The organism is Azospirillum sp. TSH20 (assembly GCF_003115935.1).
Lineage (GTDB): Bacteria > Pseudomonadota > Alphaproteobacteria > Azospirillales > Azospirillaceae > Azospirillum.
On the sequence record NZ_LGQU01000212.1, the window covers coordinates 1 to 1,595 of the forward strand.

The 1,595-nt window shown below is 56.3% G+C and carries 1 protein-coding gene; it reads right to left on the reverse strand.

Annotated elements, in window-relative coordinates; genetic code table 11:
• Positions 1-62: 62 nt before the first annotated feature.
• On the reverse strand, positions 63-1,313 hold the full coding sequence (locus TSH20_RS34375; protein ID WP_109157526.1) for an integrase arm-type DNA-binding domain-containing protein: 1,251 nt from the start codon (positions 1,311-1,313) through the stop codon (positions 63-65).
• Between the last annotated feature and the right edge of the window lie 282 nt (positions 1,314-1,595).

Here is a 1,595-nt window from a genome sequence, read left to right on the forward strand (position 1 = left end):
TGACCCCATAGGGTCTCGAAAGCCTTGGAATCATGGGGTTTTGGCAGAGTCGCCGTGACGGTTCAGCGACGATGGGGGAGGACGGTTTCTCCACCTTCAGATGCTGTGCGATCCTGATCCTCCTGATTTGCACCGAATCCCGCGATGGTCTCTGCAACACGTCCTGTGATTTCCCGCCGCTGGCCTTCCTGTAGGTGCCAGTAGTGGCGTTCGTTCACCCGCGCGGAGTTGCCCAGCACCTTACCCATGAAGCTTGGCCCATACCCAAGCGTCGCACCGACGCTGTTCCAACTGCGACGGAGATCATGCAGCGTTACACGCTGACTATCCTTCATCAGTCCAGCCTCCCTTCTGATCAGCGCCCACGCGCGGTCCACGCTCATGATGTGCCCAGATATTGATTCTGGCGTCGGAAACAACCATTCACACGATCTCGGCATTCTTTGTAACAACTGCTTCAATGGCGCGCTGATGTGAATGTCTAAAGCGCCATCCTTCTGATCGGTTTTGTGCTGGACCACTCGAATTTGATTCCGATCAAGGTCAACGTTTTCCCAGCGAAGACGAAAAACTTCGCTCTTGCGCAGCGGTGACAGCATCAAGAACTCAATGGCCCACAGCGACACACTCCGAATACAGCCGTGGAAACGATGCTTCTCAAGCGCCTGCCATAGCCGCTTGTACTCGTCTGGCGTCAGCACCCTTGCCCGTCTCGGCTTCGACACCCCTATGTCGATCACGAATGGGTTCCGGGTATCACCAACAAGCTCCCGCTTCTCGCCCCATGTCCAGATCGACCGTGCCCAAGCGATCACCTTGGCCCGTGAATGCGGAGCCTGTCGCATTCGGTCGTAGACCTGCTGCACGCTGCCTCGGGTAAGGATGGACACCATGGAGTCCCCAAATCGGGGACGGATATGCAGTCGGCAGTAGCGACGGACCTCCGCCAGCGATGTTTCCTTGTGGTGCCCATCAGCCCATTCAAGGTATCTGTCGATAACGTCGTTGAAGGTTCGCGCTGCTGCCAGACTGACCTTACGCTCCCAGGCTGGATCAGAACCTTCCATGATCTTTCCAATCAGAATTTTTGCTTTGCTTCGAGCTTCATCAGCACCAACGACACCAAACTGGCCGAGTCTGAACTCCCGTTGTTTCCGGTCTGGACTGCGATACCGCAGGATGAACTGCGCTTTGCCAGAGGCGTAAACCTTCACGCCGAATCCTCCGATTTCGGTATCCCAGGACCGTCCAACGGGAAGTTTCTTGACAGCGACATCGGTCAGTCTGATTTTGCGCCTCACCGGAGGGGCCATGATGCGTTCTTCTCCTGAAAACCTTCACTAAGTCACTGACTTCACTGGCGAAAACGGCGGCAGGCGGAACTGTGCGAAGCCACCATCAAAAAGGGCATGCAGATCAACGGCTTACGACCGAGTTCGTAATGGCGCGTCCTTACACCAGGGATGAGCGCCGCCGTGATGTGGATGAGTCACCAGATGGTCACCGCAAACCGTCCTCCCCCATCGTCGCTGAACCGTCACGGCGACTCTGCCAAAACCCCATGATTCCAAGGCTTTCGAGACCCTATGGGGTCA

Excerpts from the sequence above, each read along its gene's own strand:
- TSH20_RS34375 (WP_109157526.1), bottom strand. The coding sequence starts at position 1,313 with ATGGCCCCTCCGGTGAGGCGCAAAATCAGACTGACCGATGTCGCTGTC.